The organism is Streptomonospora alba, assembly GCF_000826685.1.
GTDB classification, from domain to species: domain Bacteria; phylum Actinomycetota; class Actinomycetes; order Streptosporangiales; family Streptosporangiaceae; genus Streptomonospora; species Streptomonospora alba.
This window is the reverse complement of record NZ_JROO01000027.1, coordinates 141,095-165,034: the sequence shown is the minus strand read 5'-3', so window position 1 is coordinate 165,034 and position 23,940 is coordinate 141,095. Positions and strand designations below refer to the sequence as shown.

15 protein-coding genes are annotated in these 23,940 nt (G+C 73.3%); 8 read left to right on the top strand and 7 right to left on the bottom strand.

Features of this window, described 5'->3' with window-relative positions; genetic code table 11:
* Positions 1-319: 319 nt before the first annotated feature.
* From LP52_RS14265 to LP52_RS14240, 6 genes are all read right to left on the bottom strand, one after another.
* Positions 320-2,839: an ATP-binding protein gene (locus LP52_RS14265; RefSeq protein ID WP_040274081.1), complete on the bottom strand. Its 2,520-nt coding sequence runs from the start codon at positions 2,837-2,839 to the stop codon at positions 320-322.
* Positions 2,840-3,071: 232 nt separating this feature from the next.
* On the bottom strand, positions 3,072-5,504 hold the full coding sequence (locus LP52_RS14260; RefSeq protein WP_040273972.1) for a LuxR C-terminal-related transcriptional regulator: 2,433 nt from the start codon (positions 5,502-5,504) through the stop codon (positions 3,072-3,074).
* A gap of 225 nt (positions 5,505-5,729) precedes the next feature.
* A complete protein-coding gene (gene hisS / locus LP52_RS14255) occupies positions 5,730-7,049 on the bottom strand; it encodes a histidine--tRNA ligase (RefSeq protein ID WP_040273970.1) in 1,320 nt (439 codons plus the stop codon).
* A 115-nt stretch (positions 7,050-7,164) separates the two neighbouring features.
* Entirely contained in the window at positions 7,165-8,595 is a 1,431-nt protein-coding gene (locus LP52_RS14250; RefSeq protein ID WP_040273968.1) for a YlbE family protein, read from the bottom strand.
* A gap of 54 nt (positions 8,596-8,649) precedes the next feature.
* A complete protein-coding gene (locus tag LP52_RS14245; protein ID WP_040273967.1) occupies positions 8,650-10,137 on the bottom strand; it encodes an FdrA family protein in 1,488 nt (495 codons plus the stop codon).
* Entirely contained in the window at positions 10,134-10,928 is a 795-nt protein-coding gene (locus LP52_RS14240) for an oxamate carbamoyltransferase subunit AllH family protein (protein WP_157036330.1), read from the bottom strand. Before LP52_RS14240 ends, LP52_RS14245 begins: the two co-directional genes overlap by 4 nt.
* A 296-nt stretch (positions 10,929-11,224) precedes the next feature.
* On the opposite strand from LP52_RS14240, the gene LP52_RS14235 reads away from it, so the two are divergent.
* Positions 11,225-12,844: a PucR family transcriptional regulator gene (locus LP52_RS14235; protein ID WP_052809834.1), complete on the top strand. Its 1,620-nt coding sequence runs from the start codon at positions 11,225-11,227 to the stop codon at positions 12,842-12,844.
* 121 nt (positions 12,845-12,965) lie between these two features.
* Here LP52_RS14235 and LP52_RS14230 read toward each other — a convergent pair whose 3' ends face one another.
* A complete protein-coding gene (locus LP52_RS14230) occupies positions 12,966-13,694 on the bottom strand; it encodes a lytic polysaccharide monooxygenase auxiliary activity family 9 protein (protein ID WP_052809833.1) in 729 nt (242 codons plus the stop codon).
* A 449-nt stretch (positions 13,695-14,143) separates the two neighbouring features.
* On the opposite strand from LP52_RS14230, the gene LP52_RS14225 reads away from it, so the two are divergent.
* The 7 genes from LP52_RS14225 to secA2 all read left to right on the top strand — a co-directional run bounded on the left by LP52_RS14225 (position 14,144) and on the right by secA2 (position 23,804).
* A complete protein-coding gene (locus LP52_RS14225; protein WP_040273964.1) occupies positions 14,144-15,637 on the top strand; it encodes a uracil-xanthine permease family protein in 1,494 nt (497 codons plus the stop codon).
* Between the two features lie 60 nt (positions 15,638-15,697).
* On the top strand, positions 15,698-16,591 hold the full coding sequence (locus LP52_RS14220) for an FAD binding domain-containing protein (RefSeq protein WP_040273962.1): 894 nt from the start codon (positions 15,698-15,700) through the stop codon (positions 16,589-16,591).
* Complete coding sequence (locus LP52_RS14215; protein WP_084723188.1) at positions 16,588-17,178, top strand: (2Fe-2S)-binding protein; 591 nt, start codon at positions 16,588-16,590, stop codon at positions 17,176-17,178. Before LP52_RS14220 ends, LP52_RS14215 begins: the two co-directional genes overlap by 4 nt.
* Positions 17,175-19,733 (top strand): aerobic carbon-monoxide dehydrogenase large subunit, encoded by a 2,559-nt coding sequence (gene cutA, locus LP52_RS14210; protein ID WP_084723187.1) that lies wholly within the window; start codon positions 17,175-17,177, stop codon positions 19,731-19,733. The genes LP52_RS14215 and cutA overlap by 4 nt, the downstream gene beginning before the upstream one ends.
* Positions 19,730-20,407, top strand: a complete 678-nt coding sequence (locus tag LP52_RS14205) for an SRPBCC family protein (RefSeq protein WP_040273960.1) — start codon at positions 19,730-19,732, stop codon at positions 20,405-20,407. The genes cutA and LP52_RS14205 overlap by 4 nt, the downstream gene beginning before the upstream one ends.
* Positions 20,408-20,767: 360 nt before the next feature.
* Positions 20,768-21,370, top strand: a complete 603-nt coding sequence (locus LP52_RS14200) for a GTP-binding protein (RefSeq protein ID WP_040273958.1) — start codon at positions 20,768-20,770, stop codon at positions 21,368-21,370.
* Positions 21,371-21,491: 121 nt separating this feature from the next.
* A complete protein-coding gene (gene secA2, locus LP52_RS14195) occupies positions 21,492-23,804 on the top strand; it encodes an accessory Sec system translocase SecA2 (RefSeq protein ID WP_040274073.1) in 2,313 nt (770 codons plus the stop codon).
* Positions 23,805-23,940 lie beyond the last annotated feature (136 nt).

Below are 23,940 nucleotides of genomic sequence, written 5' to 3'. Positions count from 1 at the left end.
CCAAGACCCCGCACGGGTTTCCAGCGTCCACCGTGGACCGCCCGCGGCCGGCGTCCCGATCCCTCGCCCCCGATCGGCACGAAGCAGGGCTCGGTCGGGACCTGCCGCCGGCGCGGCATCCACGGCGTTTCCCGGAGAATCACCCCCGGGGTTCGTGCCGCGTCCTCGTCGTCCGCTAGGGACTTTGTTCCCGGACGCGATCCGATGTCTCCGACTCTAGCGTTTTACCGAGCGTTTGCACATGCATAAACCTGTGCACCTGCATATGTAGTTTCGTGCAATCCGCTATGTAGTAAACGGAGACGCAGGTCAGTCGCGCTCAGGATGAGAGAGCGTGCCGAGTCACCCACGAGGCGATCTGCTGACGGGAGTTGAAGCCCATCTTGCGGTTGATGTTGGCGACGTGCCGCGCCACCGTGGCCGGGGCGATGAACAGCCGCTCGGCGATGGCGCGGTTGCTGCGGCCCTCGCCGACGAGCTGAGCGATCTGTCTTTCGCGGGGGGTGAGCGCCGTGCGCGGCGTCGCCGAGGAGGGCGACGGCGCCGGGCGTGTGCGCGGCATCCGTCCGGACTCGGCGACGCTCGCGGCCAGCTCCACCGCCTCCTCCAGGGCGAGCCGGCGGCCCTCCTCCCACCAGGCGCGGGTCTCATCGGACGTGCCGGCCCCTGAGGTGTCGGCGGAGAGCGGGAACCGGGGCGAGCCGGGACCGGACCAGCCGCTGGTCTCCAGCAGCGCGGAAGCCGCGCCGGCGCACCGTGCGGCCTCCGTGGCCATCTCTTGCCGCTCGGCGACCCTCGCGATCGAGGCGAGCGCTTCTGCGACGCCGCCGCGCTGGCCGGTGGTGTGGCTGAGTTGCAGACTCTCACCGAGGTAGTCGTAGGCCTGGGCCGCCGACCCGAGCCGGGAGGCGATCCGTCCCACGCCCGCCAGACAGGCGGCCAGTTCCGGGAAGGCGCCGATGGTGCGGTGGATGTCCATCGCCTCGCGGTAGCAGCGGTCGGCCGTCTGCGCGTCGTCCTGGGCCTCGGCCACCGCGCCCTGGGCCATGAGCGTGGTGCCCACGCCCCAGCGGTGGTCCATGCCGCGCATGATCATCAGGGCGGTGTTGAAGCGCCCTTCCGCCTCGGCGAAGGCGCCGGCGCGGGCGTTCAGCGAGCCCTCGACGTTGAGTGCGATGGCCTCGTGCCACAGATCGCCCGAGGAACGCGCGAGCTCCAGCACCTCGTCGACGAGCCGGCGGGCTTCAGCATCGCCGCCGCGGACAGCGGCGAGCATGGCCAGCAGTGTCTTCGCCAGGCACACCGACGCCACGTCGCCTGCAGGACGGCACAGCGCCGCGCCCCGGCTCACCTGCTCTGCGGCCTCGTCGAAGCGCTTCCGCGGCCAGGACAGCTCGACCAGGTGCACCATGGCCTTCCCGCGCAGCGCATCGGTGCTCGGGCCGCCGTCGTCGTCCGCCTGCGAGCCGCCGTCCATGGCCAGAAAGGTCTCGGCCCATTCCCGGCCCTCGGTGAACTGGCAGCCCGTGAACCACAGCGGCCGCAACCCCGCGCAGATCCGCAGGCCGTCGCGGACGCGGCCGTGCCGGGCCGACCAGCGCAGGGCGGTGCGCAGATTGTCGTACTCGGCAAGCGCGCGGTCCCAGTACGAGAACCGCTCGTTCCACGGCATCGCGTGGCTCGACAGCGCCACTCCGCCGAGGTCCTCGGCGACGGCGATCATCCGGGCGGTGTGCCGAACGCGCACGGCCTCCTGCTCGCCCGACTCGGCCAGCCGTGCGCGGGCGTGCTCGCGCACGGGCCCCGGCAGGCGGTAGCGCACCCGGTTCTGGTGCTCGCCGGTCAGGGTGATCAACGATCGGTCCAGCAGCGCGGAAAGCAGATCGAGGACCTCGGCCTCGGCCAGCGGCGGCTCCGCGCGGCCCTGCTCGGTCGGCGGTGCGTCCGCGCAGACCTGTTCGGCCAGCTCCAGGCACCAGTTGGGAAAGACCGACAGCCGGCGCAGCAGGGCGCGCTCGGGGCCGCTGAGCAGCCCGTAGCTCCAGCCGACGACGGCGTCCAGCACCCGCGAGCGCGGGAAGCCGTTGCCCTCCCCATCCGCACCGGCGCTCTCCAGCGCAGCGGCCAGCCCGGCGTCGATGCGTTCGGCGTCGATGCGCCCGGCCCAGGCGGCGGCCAACTCGACGGCCAGGGGGATGCCGTCGACGCGGCGGCAGATCCGCTTGACGGCCGCCAGCTCCTCCGGGGCCTCGGCGTAGTCGGAAACCGCGGTGCGCGCCCGATCCAAGAACAGCCGCATCGCACCGTCCGCGGCGGGCTCGGCGCCCTCGGCGGACGGCGGCACGGGCAGCGGCGGCACGCGCCACACGGTCTCGCCTCGGATGCGCAGCGGATCGCGCCCTGTCGTCAGCAGCGAAACCGCGGGGCAGGAGGCCACCAGCCGCGCACCGATCTCGGCTACATGGGGCGCCACGCCGTCGACGCCGTCGAGTACAAGCAGGAGGCGGCGCCCGTGCAGCGCGTCGCAGAGGGTCTCCAACGGGTCGCGGCGGCCCTCCTCGGTGATACCCAGCGCGCCGCAGATCCGCGCGGCGACCTCCGCGCGTGTGGCGGCGTCGGCCAGGGCGGCCAGCCACACCCCGTCGGAGAAGAACGCAGTGGCCTGGGCGGCCAGCCGCAGCGCCAACCGGGTCTTGCCGACACCGTCGGCGCCGGTCAGCGTGAGCACGCGGTCGGCCTCCAGCAGCCTGAGCAGATCACTCAGATCGCGGTCGCGGCCGATGAGACTGTCGGATTCAACGGGGAGATTCTGCCGCGCGGGCGCGGTCTGAGGTGCCATGGCCTTCACGCGAGTAGGCGGTTCGGGGGACCGCGCTCACCTTGCCTGGGGGTAAGGGCGGGCTCGGGGATCAGGGGTGGTGCGTGCTCTCGTGCCTAGGGCTCTGTCTTATTAGGTGCACTCTCGGTATGCAAGCGATACGGCGGAATCGGTGAAGGCCGATCGCATCGCCGCAGGCAGCGGAACCGGACGACGAAGCGGCGCCGCCCGGTCGGTCCTTGGGGAGGGCGCTTCAGCCCTGCAGGCCGTGCTCGTGGACCCAGTCGGCGAGTTCCGCGCGGGAGGTGATCAGCAGTTTGCGGAAGATGTTGGCGATGTGGCGGGCGGCGGTCGCCTGGCTGATGGTGAGCTCCTCGGCGATCTGCCGATTGGACATCTGCTCGCCGATCAGGACGGCGATCTCGTGCTCGCGGCGGGTCAGCAGCGAGGGCAGCGGCCTGTGCGGCGCCGGGAAGGACACGGCCCGGTCGACGACCTGGTCCAGCGGCAGCGTGCGCCAGGCCTTCCACGCTTTGTCGGCGACGTCGCCCGTCAGCACGTGCTCGGCCCGCTCGTAGAGCCGCTCGGCACGCGGCGAGGGCTGCTGCAGCGCCGAGTACAGCCGCGCGGCCACACCGGCCAGTGAGGCGGCGCGCTCGACCTGCTCCTCGGCGAGCGCCAGCTCGGCCAGGGCCTCCAGCGCCCGCGCGACCGCACCGCGCCGGCCCGCGGCGGCGCTGATGCGCAGGGACCCGGCGAAGCGGCGCCGGGCGCCGGAGGTGTCGCCGCGGGCCAGTTCCAGATAGCCCATCGACGCGGAGCAGCGGACGTTCTGCGGCGCGACGCCCATCTCGGTGAGGATGCGCATCGCGCGGTCGAGCAGTTCGGCGGCGGTCTCCAGGTCGCCGCGCTGGGTGGAGAGCACCCCCAGCCCGTTCAGGCAGCGCGCCACGCACCAGCGGTCGTCCAGCCGTTCGGCCACCGCGATGCTGCGCTTCAGGTACCCCTCGGCGATGCAGGTGTCGCCGCGCCGGCGGGCCAGCCGCCCCAGCGTGCCCAGCGCGGAGACCTCGGTGAAGTGGTCGGGCACCTGCTCGGCGGCCGCCAGCGCCGTATGGGCGTTGGCGCTGCAGGCGTCGTCTTGGCCCATGCGCAGTGCGGAGGCGGCCAGTACACCCAGCGCGATCGCCTCGGCCGGGGTGTCGTCGCAGCCGCGTGCGGTCTCCAGGGCGTCGGCGGCGATGGAGGAGGCGGTTCCGGCGCCTTCGACCTCCAGGCACAGCTCGGCGTGTACCGCCAGAGCGCGGGCGCGCACCCGCGGCGGCTGGGTGTCGGGGGAGACCCACAGCAGCTGGCGCAGCGAGCGGGTGCCGTCGATGAACAGTCCGCGTACGAACCAGTAGGGCCGCAGCGCGACGCACAGCCGCAGCCCTTCCTCGGCGCGGCCGTTGCGCTGGGCCCAGGTCAGCAGGCGCGCGATGTTCTCGCGGTGGTGATCGAGAAGGTTCAGGCGCTCCAGGCGGCGGGGCCACGGCAGCGGCCGCGCGATCTCGGCGGCCAGCCCCTCCATCCTGTCGACGGCCTCCTCCAGGCACCGCTGCCAGGTGGCGCTCTCCTCGCCGGCCGCCGCCAGGCGCTCGGCGGCGTAGGCGCGCACCGTGTCGGGCATCCGGTAGAAAACGGTGCCGTCGAGTTCGGTGTCGAGCATGACCAGCGACTTGTCCAGCAAGGAGGACAGCAGTTCCAGCACGTCGCCGGGTTCGACCCCGCTGTGCCCGCACACGCGCTCGGCCTGCTCCAGATTCCAGGTGCCGAACACGGTCAGGCGGCGCAGCAGCACCTGCTCGGGATGGCTGAGCAGGTGGTGGCTCCATTCCAGGACGGCGCGCAGTGTGCGCTGGCGGGCCGGCAGTCCGCTGTCAGAGGCCACCAGCAACCGGAACCGGTCGTCGAGGCGGCCGAGGATCTGCTGGACCGACAGCACCCGCACGCGCGCGGCGGCGAGCTCGATGGCCAGCGGGACGCCGTCGAGCATCCGGCAGATCTTGACGATGTCGTCGGCGTTCTCGGTCGTCAGGCGGAAGGCCGGGCGGGCCTGGCGGGCGCGGGTCGCGAACAGCCGCACGGCCTCGAACCGGCGGGCGTGGTCGGGCGATATCGCGGGCCGGGAGCCGTCCTCGCTTGAGCGCGGCGGCGGGGGCAGCGACAGCGGGGGCACGCGCCAGACGGCCTCGCCGGACAGGCGCAGCGGCTGGCGGCTGGTGGCGAGGATGTGCACGCCCGGGCAGCAGGCGAGCACCTCGCGGCACAGGTCGGCCAGCGGTTCGACCGCGCGCTCGCACGTGTCCAGCAGCACCAGGACCCGCTGATCGCGCAGGTTGGTGATGATCGCGTCCAGCGGCGGTTTCTCGCTGTTCTCCAGGACCCGCAGCGAGCGGGCGACGGTGCGTACCACCTGGTCGGGCGAGGCCGCCTCACCGAGGTCCACGAACCGGACACCCCCGGCGAAGCGCTGTGCGACGAGTTCGCTCACGCGAAGGGCCAGGCGGGTCTTGCCCATGCCGCCCGTTCCGGTGAGGGATACAAGGCGGTTGCCGCCGACGACTCGGCACAGGTCGGCGATGTCGCGTTCGCGGCCGATGAGCTGGCCGGCCGCGGGGGGCGGGGTTGGGCGCGGGGTGGTCATGGCCTCGTTCGCTAGGCGGCCGCGTCGTGATGGCCGCACCGGGGCGCGGGGGGCTCCGGCCCGGTATCGGCCCTGGCCAGCAGTGTTGCATGCGTCCACGCCGATGTCTTGCGAATGGCCGGTTCCGGCACGCGGGGTGAACGGCCGCCAGGTGCGTACACGAGCGTGGTAGAACGCGCGCAGCCCGGCCGGAGGCGACGTGGGCCGCCCCGGCCGGGTGTCGGATCAGGGGCGCCAGGACGCCGGGTCGGCGGTGGTCTGCTCTCCGCTGTCCAGGTTCTTGACCTCGTGGTCCTTGCCGTCCTCGAACGGCGGGAACCAGACGTGGCCGATACCCTTGCGCGAGGCGTACTGGATCTGCTTGCCGATCTTGGCGGCCTGGTGGAACACCTCGGTGTTGATACCGCGCTCCCGCAGCTGCGCGCCGGTGCGCAGCGCCTCGCCGCGGCGCTCGGCCGAGGGCACCGCCACCAGCACCTCCGTGGGGCAGGAGCGGCCCGGCGTGATGCGGCCCTCGGCCACGAGCTTGGCGAAGATGCGGGTCAGCCCGATGGAGATGCCCACGCCCGGCAGCCGGCGCCGGATGAACTCCCCGGCCAGATCCTCGTAGCGGCCGCCCGCGCAGATGCTCCCGTAACCGGGGTCGTCGTCGAACGCCGCCTCGTAGACGGTGCCGGTGTAGTAGTCCAGCCCGCGGGCGATCGACAGGTCGGCCACCACACTGCCCGTCGGCAGGTCGGCCAGCGAGTCCAGCACGAAGCCGAGTTCTTCGAGGCCCTCATCCAGCAGTCGCGACTGCACGCCCAAGCGCTTGACCTCGGTCACCACCGAGGCGTCGGCGCCCTTGACCGCGGCCAGCTCCAGGCACGCCGCCGCCTGCTCCCGGCTCAGGCCCGCGTCCTCCACCAGGATCGCGCGCACGCCGTCGGCGCCGATCTTGTGCAGCTTGTCCACGGCGCGGATCACGGCGATCGGGTCGGTGATGCCCAAGCCCTCGTAGTAGCCCTGCAGGACCTTGCGGTTGTTCACACTGATCGTCCAGGCGGGCAGGTCCAGCCCGCTGAGCACCTCGTGGACGATGCGCGGCAGCTCGGCGTCGAAGTGCAGCGGCACCTGGTCGGCGTTGATCACGTCGATGTCGCACTGGGTGAACTCGCGGAAGCGGCCCTCCTGCGGGCGCTCACCGCGCCACACGCGCTGCATCTGGTAGCGCTTGAACGGGAACGTCAGCTCGTTGAAGTGCTGGGCGGCGTAGCGCGCGAAGGGCACCGTCAAATCGAAGTGCAGCCCCAGGCGGGCGTCGGAGGAGTCGCCCTCGGCGCCCTCGTGCAGCCGGTGCAGCGTGTAGACCTCCTGGGAGGTCTCGCCCTTGGCCATCAGCACGTCGAGGCTCTCCACCGAGGGGGTCTCGATCGAGGCGAAGCCGTAGCGCTCGAACCCGGTGCGGATATGGTCCAGCCAGGCCTGCTCCACGGACCGGATCTCCGGCGACCACTCGGGGAAGCCGCTGATGGGTGTCGGACGGAGGATGCGCTGGTCGGACATGGGTTCGGGTGGCTCCTTGAGGCCGGTACTGGAAACAGCCCAATGGTAGGCCCTCCCCGCGCCGTAGGCGGAATCCCGCGCGCCCGCGACCGCTGCGCACGGCCGCGGGACCGGCCTACCCGGCCGCCGGCAGGCCGGGGGCCTCGGCGGCGAGCGCCGACAGCGCCGCGGTGAAGCACTCGGCGGGCGGGGTGACCAAGCCCGCGCCGACCTGGCCGGTGCCGGGCTCCCGCCCGGCCATGCCGGTGTTGATCTGCGGCAGGATGCCGGTGCGCACGACCCGGGTCACGTCGATGCCCGTGGGGGCGCCGCGGAAGTCCAGGACGGGAAGCTGGAACGCCGGGTTCTCGGCCAGGGTGATCTCGTACATGCGGCGCGTGGTGCGCAGCGCGAACCCGGCGTCGCCGCCGACGAAGCGCACGATCGCCGGGGCGGTGGCCATGGAGAAGCCGCCCAGTCCGCAGGTCTCGGTGATGGTGGAGTCGCCGATGTCGGGGTTGGCGTCCTCGGGCCCGAAGGAGCCCAGGAACAGGCCGTCGGGCATCTCCGCGGGCGCGGTGAACCACCGGTCGCCGCAGCCGGAGACCTGGATGCCGAACTCCGTACCGTTGCGCGCCATCGCCACCACCGCGCTGGAGCCGGGAACGCCGCGGGCGGCGTCGGCCATCAGCTTGGCGGCGGGCATGGCCAGGTTCAGGAAGAAGTGGTCGTTGCCGCCGATGAAGTCGGCCGCGGCCGCGACGTCGGAGGCGGGCGCGTCGCCGGAGAGCAGGTCGGGCAGCAGCGAGCGCAGCAGCATCAGCGTGCCCGAGCGGTTGCGGTTGTGGCCTTCGTCCCCCATCTGCAGCATCTGCGCCAGGATCGCGCCGATGTCGAGAGGGCCGTGGGAACGCACCGCGTCGCGCAGCAGCGGTCCCAGCACCCGCGACATCCAGCGCAGGCGATCCATGACCTCGGGGCCGTAGGCGCCGTAGCGCAGGACCGCCCCCAGCCCTTCGTTGAGCGAGCACCACGAGCGGCGGCCGGTGTCGGCGTCGGACAGCTCGAACACCCACATCGACGGGCTGACCACGCCTGCCATGGGGCCCACGGCGCCGCGGTGGTGGCAGGGCTCCAGGTCCGCGCCGCCGCGCCGCAGCTCGGCCTCGGCCTGCTCGGGGGTGTCGGCGAGCCCCTCGAAGACCATCGCGCCCATCAGCGCACCGCGCAGCGGGCCCGAGGCGCTCCCCCAGTCCACCGGCGGGCCGGCGTGCAGGAAGGAGCCGGGACGCAGGCCCAGCGCCTCGTCGGCCGGACGCACGTCCACCAGCTGCGGCCGCACCGCCAGCATGCGGCGCGCGGCCTCGGCGTTGGCGGCGGCTCGGCGCGGGTCGGCCAGCACGCGCACCAGCTCCGCGGCGGTGTCCGTGCCGTCGGGCGCGGCCATGGGCGGGTGGAACTCCGCGTCGGAGACCGGGACGGCCTGCGCAGCCAGCGCCTCCGACAGCAGCCGGGCGCCGGAGGCCGCCACCACGGGATCGTCGGTGAGGAGTCGGGACGTGCTCATCTCATCCTGCCTTTCGGCTGCGTGCCACGGTGGTGGGAACGGCTCCCGGCGCCATCAGGCGGGCTCCGCGCCGGCGGCCAGGGCGGCCGCGCGGCGGGCCGCCGCGGAGTTGGAGCCGTAGACCTCGGCGCCCGCCCGGCGCAGCCGTTCGGCCTGCTCGTCGCGTCCTTGGCTGTCACCGGCCGCGCCGCACAGCGAGACCACCGCGTGCGGTCGCCGCGGGTCGGCCTTGGCCAGCGCCTCGACCAGGCCGGCCGCCGGGTCGGGGTGGGCGCCGTGGCCCAGCACGACGTCGGCCAGTACCGCCGCGACGGCGGGGTCGGCGAGCTCGGCGGCGAAGCGCTCGGTGCGCGCGGCCGGGTCGATCATGGGGTGCGGCCGGTCGAGGGTGAACGCGTCGTCGCCGAAGTCGATCACCAGGTGCCCGCCAGCCTCGGGACCGGCGGGATCGCCGCCGAAGGCGACGGGGCCGAGCGTGCCGGAGGCCACGGCGGCGGCCTCTTGGGCCAGCGTGCCGCCGCAGAAGAGTCCGCGCAGGGCTCCGGTGCGCCCGGGCGGCGTCTGGACGGGCAGCCAGGACGGCCACCGCGGCACACTGCCGCCCGCGGCGGCGACGACGTCGGCCACGGCCGCGGTGATGTCGGAGCCCTCGGTGCCCGCCAGCACCGTGTGCACAGGGGTCCGGAGCCCTTCGGCCAGCCGGCGCACCTCCTCGGCCACCTGCGGCGCCGGCGGTTTGGACACGAGCACGATGCGCTCGGTGCCCGGGTCCTCGTCGAGCATCCGCAGCGCCCGGCGCGTGGAGGCGCCGCCGACCGCTGCCGACAGGTCGCGTCCCCCCACGCCCAGGCAGTGGCTGGTGCCCACCCCGGCCGCATCCAGCAGGCACATCACCTGCTGCGCTCCGGTGCCCGAGGCCGCGACGACGCCCACCGGGCCCGGTCGCACGGCGTTGGCGAAGCCCAGCCCGGCGCCGCCCACCATGGCGGTGCCGCAGTCAGGGCCCATGACCAGCCGGTCCAGCTCCTCGGCGGTGCGTTTGAGCGCCACTTCCTGCTCGACGGGCACGTTGTCGCTGAAGACGAGCACGTCCAGCCCGGCCTCCAGCGCGTCGAAGGCCTCGGCTGCGGCGTAGCGTCCGGGCACCGACACCAGCGCGAGCGTGGCCGGGGTCCCCTGCGCCTGCGCCTGCCGGGCGGCGGTGCGCAGCGTGCGCGGCGGCACGTCGGCGGGCGCGGCCCCGTCTCCGCCCGCCGACATCGCCGCCAGCTCGGTCTCGGCGGTGGCCAGCGCGCTCGCCAGTGCCGCGTCGTCGGCCGCCCGCGCCGCGATCAGCAGGTCGTCGGGCCCGGTGCCCTCGGGCGCGACGCCGCCCATGTCGGCGAGGATGCCCAGGTTGAGGTCGGTGGCCATGGCCACCAGCGCCGCCTCGACCCCGGGTACGGCCGCCACCTCGCGCGTGACGCGCATCAGCGCCACCGAGTCGCGGTAGGCGCCCTTGCGCACCTCCACCCGCATCGCGGTCGCCGGTTCCGTGGTCATAGAGCGCTCCCTGTGGTGTGGGCCCCGCTGCTTCCCAGCGCTGCGCGGGCGCCGGCCAGCAGTCCCAGGGCCAGATCGGTGCCGGAGGTGTGTCCGATGCCGCGCAGCTCCTCCAGGGCGGGCGGCAACGGGGCGCGGCCGGAGAGCGCGTCGAGCACGTGCACGGCCTGCGGGCAGGCGCGCCCGGCGGCCGCGTGGCGCAACAGGTCGGCCGACAGAGCGGTGGTGGCCGTCGCGGCCTGCGCCGCGGCGGCTGCCACGGCCTCGGCCGCCTGCGGTGCGCCGAGGTGGCGGGCGGCCAGCAGGTAGCCGCAGAGCAGGTCGTCGCCGCTGGGGGTGAGGCCGGGGCCGCGCCCGACGAGCCGCGCGCAGGCTTCCTCGGCGGCGCCCGCGCGGGAGAGGTCCCCGTCGAGGGCGGCGGCGTCGGCGGGCAGGCCGCCGGAGACGCCGCGCAGGGCCCGGTCCAGTTCGGCCGTCGCCGCGGCGAGGTGCTCGGGGCGGGGGGCGCGCGGTGTCGGAGGACGCCACCACCGGCCCGCGCGGACGGTACACGGGCCGGTGGGGCCGTCGAACACCGCGGAGCATCGACCGATGCGGACCGACGTCGCCGAGGCGACGTCGGCGAACGGCCCCACGCTCTGCGTGCCGACGAGGACCAGCCCGTTGGGCAACCGGACGGCGTCTCGTGCCAGGAGAGCGATCACCGTCGCCTCGTGCGGGCCCTCGACTTCAAGGTAGACCGCCAGACGCGAACCGCCCAGTATTCGCGACGGCCGAAATGGGCCGCTCACAATGTCATAAACCGCGGAAGAGGCCGCCGCAGGCCAGGAGCGCCCTGCGGCACGGGCGCGTGCGGGCGGGATCCCGGCCGTGGCGGAGGCGGATCCCGCGGCGCACGGCGTACCGGCTGCCATGGCACCCCTCCCTTCGCGCCACCGTGTGTCCGGGTGGACCCGCAAGCGACGCTACGGGCGAGGGCTATCGTCGACCCATGGAAAACGTTGCCAACGATGGGTCCCGAGCTGGACAGGATCTGCCGAGCGCCGACCACGTGCATTCGGCGAGCACGTTGGCGCGTGGTCTTTCGGTGGCCGACGCACTGAGCCTGTCGAGCCTGGCGGGCACCGAGGTGCTGGCCGGTGCGACCGGATTGGACCGGGTGATCCAGCGGCTCAACGTCATGGAGGTCCCCGACATACTGCCCTGGGTCAAGCCCCACGAGCTGCTCCTGACGACGGGCTATCCGCTGCAGAGCGCAGGCGATCTGGCCGGGCTGGTGCGCGACCTCGACGAGCGGGGGCTGGCCGCGGTCGCCATCAAGCTCGGCCGCTACGTCGACACCCTGCCCGACGAAGTGCTGCGCACCGCCGACTCCCTCGGGCTGCCGCTGCTGCGGCTGAGCGGCGCGGTGGCCTTCGACGACGTGCTCAACCAGCTGCTCACCGACATCATCAACCGCCAGGCCGCCACGCTTGCGCGCGCGGAGGAGGTGCACCGCGTCCTGGTCGACGTCATCCTGGCCGGGGGAGGGCTGGCGGCGATCGCGGAGAAGCTGCCCGAGCTGCTGGACGGCAGCGTCATGGTCACCACGCCCGACGGCCGCGTGCTGGCCCGATCGGGCATGGACGAGGAGGTGCTGGCCGACCCGCGCTTCTTCGACCCCTCCGGGGGCCGGTTCCAGGTGGAGCACTTCAAGCACGGCGCCCGCGCGCTGGACGACGAGGACCCCCGCGTGGTGCAGGTGCCCGTCCTCGCCGGGAGCCTCGACCACGGCCGCGTCGTGCTGATCACCCGCGGCCGCAGCGCCGAGGCCGCCGACGTGCACCTGCTGGAGCGCGCCGCGGCGACCGCCGCCCTGGTCATCACCCGGGACCTGGCGGTGTCGGCGGTGGAGGGCAAGTACCAGGGCGACTTCCTGCGCGATCTGCTCGCCGGAAACGCGGGCGGCGACGAGCACGTGATCCGCCACTGCGCCAGTCTGGGGTGGGACATCGACCGCCCGCTGGTGGCCGTGGTGGCCGAACTCGACGGTGAGGCCGGCGCGCCGGTGCCGGCGGCCGGCGAGCTGCGCCCCGCCCACGAGCGCTTCGCCGGCGCCTGGAGCATGGTGGTGCGCGAACGCGACCCGGGAGCCGTCGTCGTGGGCTACAGCCAGGAGGTCGTGGTGCTGCTGGGCGCCGACGGCGGCGGGGGCGGCGTCGGACCGCGGGTGCGATCGGTGATCGCCCAGGTCGCCGGCGACGGGGGAGGCGGGCGGCGCCCGTTCACCACCGGAATCAGCCGGGTGGCCGCGGCCCCGGGTGAGCTGCCGCGCGCGTACGAGCAGGCCCGCCAGGCCGCACGCGTCGGCCGGCGCATGAACGGGCCGGGTTCGGTGGCCGAGTTCGACGACCTGGGCGTCTACCGGCTGCTCAGCCAGATCCCCGACACCGCGGAGCTGCGCTCCTTCATCGCCGAGACGCTGGGCGAGCTCGCCGAGACCGGCTCGCCCGAGAAGGACGATCTCCGCACCACGTTGGAGACGCTCCTGGACAACAACCTCAACGTCGCCGAGACGGCGCGGCTGCTGCACTTCCACTACAACACGCTGCGCTACCGCATCGGCAAGCTCGAACGCATGCTGGGCCCCTTCTCCACCGACCCCCACCTGCGCCTGAACCTCCTCGTCGCCCTCAGAGCGGTACGCATGCACGACCTCCGCGGCTGAGTCCCGGGCGCAGCCGCACCACCGATCGGGCGGGCAGCGGGGTGCGCTCCGACGCGCCGGTCGCCCCCGCGCGCCCGTGGCGCCCCGCCCGCCGGTGCGGCGGGCGGGGCCGGGGCGTGCGTCAGCCCTCGGGGAACGTGACGTCGCTGCAGGCGTAGAACACCTGGTCGTAGTGGCTGGCCTGCCAGATCATGTAGACGATGTGGTGGCCGGAGCGGCCGGGGGCGCTGATGTCGATGTCGATGGAGACGCCGTTGAGGGACTCCCCGTCGGAGGAGCGGCCCTCGCCGGGCGGGATGGTGCCGGTGTCGGCGACCAGTTCCAGGTCGTCCCAGGCCAGTCGCTGGGTGGCGGGGTCGAAGCCCTGCTCGGTGACGTACATGCGGATGTAGTCGGCACCGTGGCGGGCCTGGTCGTGCACGGTGGCGGTGAAGTCGTTGTCCACCGGCGCGGCGTGCCAGGGGCCGGGCTCGTCCAGCGCGGCGTAGCGGTCGCCGCCGGTGCGCCCGGCGCTGCACAGCTGGCCGTCGGGGATGGCGGTCCGGTGGTCGCCGCCGACGTTCTCGCGGTAGAGGCCGTTCCAGTTCCACATCGCCGTGCTGTCGGCCTGCCAGGCCTGCCAGCACATGGGGTCCTCGGCGGCCATGTCGGGGTTCTGGAAGTCGTCGCCCCAGCGCTCCCAGCAGCCGTAGTTGCGCGAGGCGGGGTCGACGGTCGAGCCGTGGGCGAAGGCGTTGCCGGTGAAGACGGTGGTCAGGGCGAGCGGGACCACGGCGCCGATGACCAGGGCGCGCCGCAGAGCGGTGGACGGGAACGAGGGGCGCGGTACACGGAGGGATTGCGCAGACATGAGTCCTCGAAGCGGTTCGACAGTGGGCGAGTCATGCGGCCTCGACCCATGGGGTCCACTTCACGCGAACCCGTATCCTATGCCCGACACGGCCTGCACTCAAGAGGCCGCACAAAGTATCCGGCCGAGGGGCTGAACCGTGCGGGGCCGCCCTCCAGCGGAGACGGGAACCGCGCGCGGGCATCGGTTACCGCTGCGCAACCGGGCGGCGATACGGCCGTCATGCGGCTGTGCCCAACTGTGGGGGCACATGCGATCGGGGGTCGGAGTTCGCCAACCGGGTGCCGGTCCTTTGGCAGATATCGCCCATGCCGCCGTCGCGCACGGCTCCTAAGGTTGCCCGGAAGTGAAGTGGATCACGTACCGGTGACCCGCCGAACCGAGTGCGTGCCCCGCGTGGGCGCGCCCTGCGCCCGGTCGCTACGGACACGTCACGCCTGGAGGCCCCAGTGAACCTCGGCTTGCGGTGGAAGCTCTACGGAGACGGCAGCGCGCCGCCTCCCGGAGAGGTGGTCCGGCCCCAGGAGCGCCTCTCCTGGGGGCGCACCACGGGTCTCGGCGCCCAGCACGTCGTCGCCATGTTCGGTGCGACGTTCGTCTTCCCGATCATCATGGGCCTGGACCCCAACCTGGCGATCATGATGTCGGGCGTCGCCACCATCATGTTCCTGCTCATCGTGCAAGGCAGGGTGCCCAGCTACCTGGGCACCAGCGCCTCCTTCGTGGCCGCGTCGGTCGCCATCTCGCCCGAAGGGGGCAACCCGGCCCTGCTCACCGGCGCCATCCTGGTCGCCGGTCTGGCGCTTGCCCTCTCCGGCATCGCCATCCACCTGCTCGGCCCCAAGGCCGTGATGGCCGCCTTCCCGCCCGCGGTCACCGGCGCGGTCGTGATGCTCATCGGCTTCAACCTCGCCCCCGTGGTGGCCGACAACTACTGGCCCTTCGACCAGTGGACCGGCCTGCTCACCATGGCCTTCGTCGTCCTGGCCACAGTGCTGCTGCGCGGCTTCCTCGGCCGTATCACCATCCTGCTGGGCCTGGTCTTCGGCTTCGTGCTGTCGTGGGTGTTCGACCTCGTCCTCGGCGCCGCGCCGCTGCCCGAGAGCGAGGGCGGCGGCGCCGCACCGCGGGTCGATCTCAGCGCCGTGGGCGACGCCGCATGGATCGGTCTGCCCGACTTCCACGCCCCCGCCTTCGAGGGCTCGGCCGTGCTCGTCGCGCTGCCCGCCGTCATCGCGCTCATCGCCGAGAACGCCGGCCACGTCAAGGCCGTGCAGGAGATGACCGGCGACGACCTCGACCCCTACATGGGCCGCGCCATCTTCGCCGACGGACTGGCCACCTCCGTCGCCAGTTCGGTCGGCGGCTCGCCCACCACCACCTACGCCGAGAACATCGGCGTCATGGCCGCCACCCGCGTCTACTCCACCGCCGCCTACTACGTGGCCGCGATCGTGGCGATCCTCTTCGGGCTGTGCCCCAAGTTCGGCGAACTCGTCGCCGCCACCCCCGCCGGCGTCCTCGGCGGCATCACCGTCGTGCTCTACGGCATGATCGGCCTGCTCGGCGCCAAGATCTGGGTGGAGAACCGCGTCGACTTCGGCAACCCGATCGTGCTCGTGCCCCTCGCGGCCGGCCTGATCGCCGGCATCGGCGGTGTCAGCCTGACCATCACCGAGGGCTTCTCGCTGGAGGGCATCGCCCTGGGAACGATCATCATCCTCGTGGGATACCACCTGCTGTATCGCCTGGCGCCGCCCAGCATGCGGCCGACGCCGGCGCCCGACGGCGACGGAGCCGGGACGGGCGAGTCGGACGCCGGCGCCGGGATCGTGCTCGGCAGCGGTGCCGACACCGTGACCGGCGAGTACAGCGAAACCGAGGCCGGTGGCGGCGCCGATACCGGGAAGGAAGACCGTCAAGGGGGCGCCGCCGGCACCTGAACCGGTCCGAGGCCGCCCGCCGCGGTCCGCCCTGCGCGAGCACGCAGCGAAAGGAGCTCCGTGAAGCCACCGCCGTTCGCCTACCATGCGCCCACCGATCCGGACGAGGCCGTCGGCCTGCTGGCCGAGGCGGGCGCCGAAGGCAAGGCCCTGGCCGGCGGGCAGAGCCTGATCCCACTGCTGAACATGCGGTTGGCCGCGCCCAGCGTCCTGGTCGACCTCAACCGGGTCGCCGGGCTCGGCGGTGTCGAGGTCGACGCCGACGGCGTGCGCGTGGGTGCCCTGGTGCGCCACGCGCAACTGGAGGCCGACACCGCCGCGGCCGAGGCCGTTCCGCTGCTGGGCCAAGGTCTGCGGTTGGTGGCCCACCCGGTCATCCGCAACCGGGGCACCACCGTCGGCAGCATCGTCCACGCCGACCCGGCCGCCGAGATGCCCGCCGTGCTCGCGCTGCTGGACGGCGCCGTCGAGGTGCGCGGTCCGGCGGGCACCCGCACGGTGCCCGCGGCCGAGTTCATCACCGGACCCATGGAGACGGCGCTGGCCACGGGAGAGATCGCGACGGCCGCCCGGTTCCCGCGCCCCGAGCCCGGCACCGGGACCGCCTTCGTCGAGATCAGCCGCCGCCACGGCGACTACGCCCTGTGCGGCGCCGCCGCGGCGGTCACCCTCGGCGCCGACGGGCGCGTCACCCGGGCCCGGTGCTGCCTGATCTCCGTCGCCCCCGTGCCCCTCGTCGTCGACCTGACTCCGCAGCTCGCCGGAGGCGGCGCCCAGACCGACGAGATCGACGAGGCCGCCGCCGTCGCCGCCGAGCGCACCGACCCCGACGACGACATCCACGCCGGCGCCGACTATCGCCGCCACCTGGCGCGGGTGCTCACCGGGCGCGCACTCGCCCAGGCGTCCGCCGCCGCGTCCGCCTCCGCCGCCTACACCGGAGCCGACCGATGACCGAGGAACAGCACGACATCCGGTTGCGCGTCAACGGGATTCCGCATACCGCCCGCGTGCCCGCCCGCCGCCTGCTGTCGGACTGCCTGCGCCACGACCTGGGGCTCACGGGCACCCACGTCGGCTGCGAGCACGGGGTCTGCGGCGCCTGCACCGTCCTCGTCGACGGCCGGCCGGTGCGCTCCTGCCTGATGCTGGCCGTCAGTGCCGCCCAGCACGACGACATCACCACCGTCGAAGGCCTGGCCGCGCCCGACGGCACGCCCCATCCGGCGCAACAGGCGTTCGGCGAGTGCCACGCGCTTCAGTGCGGCTTCTGCACACCGGGCTTCCTCACTCTGGTCGCCGCCTACGTGCGCGACAACCCCGCTCCGGACGAGGAGGACGCCCGAGAGGCCGTCACCGGCAACCTCTGCCGCTGCACCGGCTACCAGAACATAGTCAACGCCGTGCTGCGCACCGCGGAGATCACCCGCGAGCAGGACGGCGGCGCCGGCGTGCCCCACGCGCGCCCGTCCGCCGAACACGACGGCGCCGCGGGCGACGCCACCGCCGCGGCGCCCCGAACGGAGGGAGGCCGCCCGTGAGCACCCGCATGTTCGGAGCGCCCGTCCAGCGCAGCGAGGACGCGCGGCTGGTCGCCGGACGCGGCGCCTTCCTCGACGACCTGGGCGCCGCCGCCTGCGCCGCCGCCTTCGTCCGCAGCCCGCACGCCCGTGCCCGCATCCGCGACATCGACGCCGCCGACGCCGTCGGCGTCGAGGGCCTGATCGCCGTCTACACCTACGAGGACCTGTCCGGCCCCATGGCCGAGCCGCTGCCTCTGCTGATCCCCCACCCCTCCATCCTCGACAGCCGCACCCCCTACGCCCTGGCCCGCGAGTACGTCCACCACGTGGGCGAGGCCGTGGCCATGGTGATCGCCGAGGACCGCTACGCCGCCGAGGACGCCGCGGCCCGCATCCGCGTCGACTACGAGGTCGGCGAAGCCGTGGTCGGCATCGACGCCGCCGTCGCCGCCGAGCGCACCGTGCACGAGGGCATGGCCGACAACGTCGCCGCCCACCTGGTCCAGGAGGTGGGCGACGCCCGCGCCGCCGTCGACGCCGCTCCCAACAGCCTGGAGCTGGATCTGGACGTCGAGCGCTCGGCCGGCACCCCGCTGGAGGGCCGCGGGGTCTACGCCCGCTGGGAACCCGCCTCCAGCTCGACCGGCAGCGACGACGGCCGGCTCCGCGTCTACTCCTCCACCCAGACCGCCACCGGGGTGCGCGCCGCCGTGGCCGCCAAGCTGGAACTGGCGCTGGGCCAGGTCGAGGTGGTGGTGCCCGACGTCGGCGGCGGGTTCGGCGTGAAGATCGTGCACCCCTGGCCCGAGGAGGTCATGGTGCCCTGGGCGGCCCGCCGCCTGGGCCGCGAGGTGAAATGGACCGAGGACCGCCGCGAGCACTTCGTCGCCGCCGCGCACGAGCGCGCACAGCGCCAACGGGTGCGGGTGGGCTTCGACGACAGCGGGCGGATGCTGGGCCTGGACGTCGATCTCCTGCACGACAACGGCGCCTACCTGCCCTACGGCGTCATCGTGCCCATCGTGACCTCCACCCAGCTGCTGGGCCCCTACAAGCCGGGCGCCTACCGCGTGGAGTTCCGCAGCCTCTACACCAGCACGGTGATCGTCACCCCCTACCGCGGCGCAGGCCGGCCCCAGGGCGTCTTCGCGATGGAGCGCACCATGGACGCGATCGCCGACCACCTGGGACTGGACCGCCTGCAGGTGCGCGCGGCCAACGTCATCCGGCCCGACGAGATGCCCTACGACCAGGGGCTGCTGTTCCAGGACGGCCGCCCGCTGATCTACGACTCCGGCGACTATCCGCGGATGCTGGAGATGATCGCCGAGCTGGTGGACTGGCCCGGCTTCGCCGAGTACCGCGATCGAGCGCATCGCGAAGGGCGCCGCGTGGGCATCGGCGTGGCCTGCTATGTCGAGGGCACCGGTCCCGGCCCCTACGAGGGGGGCCACGTGCAGGTCGAGACCAGCGGCAAGGTGCGCGTGGCCACCGGGCTGACCAGCCAGGGCCAGGGGCACGGCACGGTGCTCGCCCAGATCGTCGCCGACGAGCTCGACGTGCCGCTGTCGGACGTGGAGGTCACCACCGGCGACACCCGGCGCATGGGCTACTCGGTGGGCACGTTCGCCTCGCGCGGCGCCGTCACCAGCGGCAGCGCCGTGGCGCTGGCGGCACGCCGCCTCAAGGACAAGGCGCTGCGCATCGCCGCCGACGCGCTGGAGGCCGACGCCGGCGACCTGGAGTTCGCCGACGGGCGCATCCAGGTCACGGGCAGCCCGGTCCACTCCATCGACCTGAGCACCGTCGCGGTGCTGTCCAACCCGCTGCGCTACGCCTTCGACAGCGCCTCGGCCGCCGCCACGCAGTTCAGCGGCTCCGCCGACTACGACCGGCCGCCCGTGGCCGAGGGCGAGGCGCCCGGCCTGGAGGGCACCGACTACCACTCGCCGCTGCGCTGCACCTTCGCCAACGGCGCCCATGCGGCGATCGTCGAGACCGACCCCGACACCGCCGAGATCCGCATCCTGCGCTACTGCGTCGTCCACGACTGCGGCAACCTGATCAACCCGCGCATCGTCGAGGGCCAGGTGCAGGGCGGCGTCGCCCAGGGCGTGGCGGGGGCGCTGTACGAGCGCATGGCCTACGACTCCGACGGCCAGCTCCTCAACGCCTCGCTGATGGACTTCCTGATGCCCTACGCCAGCGAGATCCCGTCCGTGGAGATCGCGCACATGCAGACGCCCAGCCCGCTCAATCCGCTGGGGGTCAAGGGGGCCGGCGAGGCGGGCGTCATCCCGGCTTCGGCCGCGCTGGCGGCTGCGGTGGAGGATGCCGAGGGCTTCCGCGTGGACCGGATGCCCATCTCGCCCTCGGAGCTGTTCGAACTGCGGCGGCGCCACGCGGCCGGAGGTGTCCCCTCGGTCCCTGCGCGCCCGTCGCCGGCATCCGCCCCGAGCGGAGCCGCCGCGGACGCCCCTGCCCCTTCGTCGCCCCCGCCCGCCGGCGCCGCCCCGCCCGAGGGGCCGGATCCGTCCGAACCGCCAGTCCCGTCCGCGAGGGAGCCCCGTTGAAGATCACCGGCAGCGCCACACTCCAGGCACCCGCGCAGCGGGTCTGGGACCGCATGCTCGACCCCCAGGCGCTGGGGCGGGCGATCCCCGGCTGCGAGCACCTGGAGCGGACCGGACCCAACGAGTACCGCGGCACCGTCACCGCCGGTGTCGGCTCGATCAAGGGCAGCTTCCAGGGTGACGTGCGGTTGGGCGACCTGCGGCCCGCCGAGTCCCTGACCATGCACGCTCAGGGGGCGGGCGCGCCCGGCACGGTCAACGCCGAGATCGGCGTGCGCCTGAAGGACCTCGGCGACGGCCGCACCGAGTTGTCCTACGATGCCGAGGCGGTGGTAGGCGGAATGGTCGGCGGGGTCGGCCAGCGCATGCTCAGCGGCGTCGCACGCAAGATGGCCGGGGAGTTCCTGGGCCGCCTGGACGAGGAGGTGTCCACAAGAGCGGAGCTGAGCGGGGCCGTGCCCGAGCAGGCCGAGGGCCCCACGGCTCCGGCCGAACCGCAGGCCTCGACCGTCGCTCCCGGGCCGCCGCGCCCGCACGCCCCCGCCGCACCGGCGCCCGCGGCAGCGGGCGGCGACGGCTCCGCGGTGTTCATGCGCGGCGCGCTCTTCGGCGCCGCCGCGGCACTCGCGGGCGTGGTCGTCGGCGCCTGGGCGGGACGCGGGCGAAGGGGCTGAATCCCCCGCGGCGCCGGGCGTGCCGCGGGCATCGTGTGCGCCACTCCGGCCGCGTCGGCCCGCCCGGGCTCGCGGCTCCATCCGGGGTGGCGCACGCGTGTGCGCACAGCCCGGATCATGGAGAAGCCCCGGGAACCGGCGATTCAGGACGTATTTCTCCACGTTGTCGCTCTCTCGTAATCTGCTTCGGTAGTCAACCGGTCACCTGGCGCCGCCGGGCGGTGCTAGGTTCGCTCCGAGGTGTGCGAAAGCCACCGCCGACCCGCATCTCCGTAGCCGCAGGCGTTTTTCGCATCGTCTGACAGGGTCCGCTACGAACCCCCTGATTTGGCCCAGCGTCGTGAGGGAGCCGAGATCCACGTGAGCGAAACACCGAAACTCTCAACGAAGATCATCGTCGCCGGCGGATTCGGCGTGGGGAAGACGACCTTCATCGGTGCCGTCTCGGAGATTCCGCCGGTCCGTACCGAGGCCGCCGTGAGCGCCGCCAGCGCGGGCATCGACGACCTCTCCCACACGCCCGACAAGACGAGTACGACGGTGGCCATGGATTTCGGCCGCATCTCGCTGGAGACCGACCTGACCCTCTACCTGTTCGGGACCCCGGGCCAGCAGCGGTTCTGGTTCATGTGGGACGACCTGGTACGCGGCGCCCTGGGCGCGATCGTCCTCGTCGACACCAGACGTCTGGAGGACTCCTTCCAGGCGCTGGACTACTTCGAGAAGCAGTACCGCCTGCCCTTCCTGGTCGCTCTGAACTCCTTCGAGAACGACCCCGGCCACTCGACCGAGGAGCTGCGCGACGCCCTCGACCTCAGCGCCGACGTGCCGATCGTGCGCTGCGACGCCCGGGAGCGGCAGTCGGTCGCCGACACCCTGGCCGCTCTCGTGCGCCATGCGATCGCCATGGAGGCCGCCCAGCGCAGCGGCCAGAACGGCCCGCACGGCCAGCTCGTGCGCTGAGCCCGCCGGCCCGCGTGCCGCGGGCTCGCGGGAGCCTTCCGGCCCGATCTCCGCAATCTCGGTCGGCCGGATGGAACTGTGAGGGGCGTGACAGCGTTACCCTTGCGTGGTGTTCGGACGAATGGCTGATAGCGTCCGCCGTCTGCTGGGTAAGCCCGGCGCGGTGGATCTGCGCCCCTATACAAAGCTTCTGGAACCGATCGAGGCCCGCGAGCCCGACCTCCGCGAGCTCAGCGACGCCGAGCTGAGTGAGAAGGCGACGGAGCTGGGCAACGCGGATCTGCCCTACGACCGCCAGGACCTCGTCGAGTTGTGCGCGGTCGGCCGCGAGGCGGCCCGCCGCACCCTCGACGAACGGCCCTACGATTCTCAGCTCCTCGGCGTCATGGCGCTGCTGGACGGCCACATCGCCGAGATGGCCACCGGCGAGGGCAAGACCCTCTCCGGTGCGCTGGCCGCGGCCGGGTTCGCGCTGCGCGGGCAGCGCGTGCACGTGCTCAGCGTCAACGACTACCTGGCGCGCCGCGACGCCGAGTGGATGTCCCCCCTCTACGACATGCTGGGCGTGGCCGTCTCCTGGATCGCCGAGGACTCCACCCGCGACCAGCGCCGCGCGGCCTACTCCGCCGACGTCACCTACGCCGCGGTCAGCGAGCTGGGCTTCGACGTGCTGCGCGACCGCATGGCCACCGACCTCGACCAGCGCGTGGTGCCCGAACCGAACATCGCGCTGATCGACGAGGCCGACTCCGTCCTGGTCGACGAGGCCCGTGTCCCGCTGGTGCTGGCCGGCGCCGCCGAGACCGCCGACCCCGACGCCGAGATGGCCGAGCTGGTGCGGCACCTCACCCCCATCGTCGACTACGAGATCGACCCCGAGGGCCGCAACGTCCAGCTCACCGACACCGGCATCGACAAGGTCGAGAAGGAGCTCGGCGGTGTCGACCTCTACGACGAGGACGACACCTCGGTGCTGCCTCGCGTCAACCTCGCCCTGCACGCCCACGCCCTGCTCCAGCGCGACGTGCACTACGTCGTCCGCGACGGCGAGGTCCGCCTGATCAACGAGTCGCGCGGCCGCATCGCGATGCTGCAGCGCTGGCCCGACGGCCTGCAGGCCGCCGTCGAGGCCAAGGAGAAGGTGGCCGTCTCCGACACCGGGGAGGTCCTCGACTCCATCACCGTGCAGGCGCTGGTGCTGCGCTATCCCACGCGCTGCGGCATGACCGGCACGGCGATGGCCGTGGCCGAGCAGCTGCGCGAGTTCTACGAACTCGAGGTCGCGGTCGTCCCGCCGAACAAGCCCTGCATCCGCGAGGACGAGGGCACCCGGCTCTACGCCACCCTTGAGGAGAAGGAGGACGCCCTCGTCGAGGAGATCGCCGAGGTGCACGCCACCGGGCGGCCCGTCCTGATCGGCACCCAAGACGTGGCCGAGTCCGAAGCGCTGGCCAAGCGCCTGGCCGACGAAGGCCTGGAGTGCGTCGTCCTCAACGCCAAGAACGACGCCGACGAGGCCGCCGTGATCGCCGAGGCCGGCACCCACGGCGCCGTCACCGTCTCCACCCAGATGGCCGGTCGCGGCACCGACATCCGGTTGGGCGGCAGCGACATGGCCGACCGCGACCGGGTGGTCGAGAAGGGCGGCCTCTACGTGATGGGCTACGGCCGCTATCCCAGCAGCCGGCTCGACGACCAGTTGCGCGGGCGCGCGGGCCGCCAGGGCGACCCCGGTGCCTCGGTCTACTTCGTCTCGGTCGAGGACGACCTGGTCGCCAACAACGCCCCCGAGACCCGCGGCTACGAGGCCCAGGGCGACGGTGCCATCACCGACGACAGCTGGCTGCGGATGGTCGACCACGCCCAGCGTGTCTCCGAGGGCAGGCTGCTGGAGGTCCACCGCAACACCTGGCGCTACAACAAGCTGATCGACGTGCAGCGCAGCGTGGTGCTGGAGCACCGTGAGGCGGTGCTCTCCGAGGATCTGGGCGACCGCCAGCTGCGGGTCGACTGCCCGGCCCACCACGCCGAACTCCTCGAGTCCGCCGGCGAGGAGGAGACCGCGCGGGCCGCGCGGCTGATCACCCTCTACCACCTCGACCGCGGCTGGACCAACCACAACGCGTACCTGGCCGAGCTGCGCGAGGGCATCCACCTGCGCTTCCTGGGCCGGCGCGACCCGCTGGACGAGTTCAACGCCGACGCCGTCCCGGCGTTCAAGGGCTTCCTGGACGAGGCCCGCGCCCGCGCCGCCGAGACCTTCGCCGAGGTCGAGGTCGGCGAGGACGGCACGATCGACGTCGCCGAGGTCGGCGTCAAGCGTCCCACCATGACCTGGACCTACATGGTTCACGACCACCCGTTCTCCTCGGCGCTGGAGACGGCGGCCGGCCGCTTCCGCGGCAAGCTCTCCGGAAGCGGCCAGATGGCCTGAGAGTACGGCGAAGCTTCCAGGGGCCGCGTCCCGACCGCCGCTTACGCGGCAGGGGCGCGGCCCCGATCCGTTCCGGCCGGTGAAGCCGTCGAGAGGACTCCGAATCCACGAGCGGGGCCGCCTGCCGCCGTGCTCG